Raw genomic sequence first — 644 nt, forward strand, 5'->3', positions numbered from 1 at the left:
TTGGACTTGGAACACGGCTTCGCCGTTATCGACGTCGGTCACATCGAGCTTGCCGCCAACGGTTTGCACGGTAGCAACATCGGTATCGCTGTCGCCATCTTCGGTCACCGTGCCGTTGTCGGTATCGTTAACGGATATATTTGCCGGATCACCCTCTGGGGTGACATTAATGGTTAAGGTCGCCGTTGAGCCAGTGTTGGTGGTGTAGGTGATGACCGGTACTTGGCCATTCCAGTTGGCGTTTGGCGTGAAGGTGTAAGAGCCGTCGGCATTGATGATTAAACTGCCGCCTTCTAAGGCAACAGTGGTGCCCGCAGTCACGGTATTGCCGTTTACGGTGAAGCTGACAACAGACAAGGTACTGTCGATATCACTGTCATTGCTAAGGACGTTACCGGTGGCAACAGAATCTTCAGCAACGGTATTGGTATCGTTAACCAAGACTGATGGATCATCCACTGGGGTGATATTAATGTTTAAGGTCGCCGTTGAGCCAGTGTTAGTGGTGTAGGTGATGACCGGCACTTGGCCATTCCAGTTGGCGTTTGGCGTGAAGGTGTAAGAGCCGTCGGCGTTGATGATTAAACTGCCGCCTTCTAAGGCAACAGTAGTGCCCGCAGTCACGGTATTGCCGTTTACGGTGA

At 52.3% G+C, this 644-nt stretch carries 1 protein-coding gene; it reads right to left on the reverse strand.

Features of this window, described 5'->3' with window-relative positions; all coding sequences use genetic code 11:
• A partial coding sequence (locus tag IEY09_RS20125; protein WP_188872420.1) for a cadherin-like domain-containing protein occupies positions 1-644 on the reverse strand: 644 nt, incomplete at both ends.

It is taken from the genome of Shewanella xiamenensis (assembly GCF_014647135.1).
Taxonomy (GTDB): Bacteria; Pseudomonadota; Gammaproteobacteria; order Enterobacterales; family Shewanellaceae; genus Shewanella; species Shewanella xiamenensis.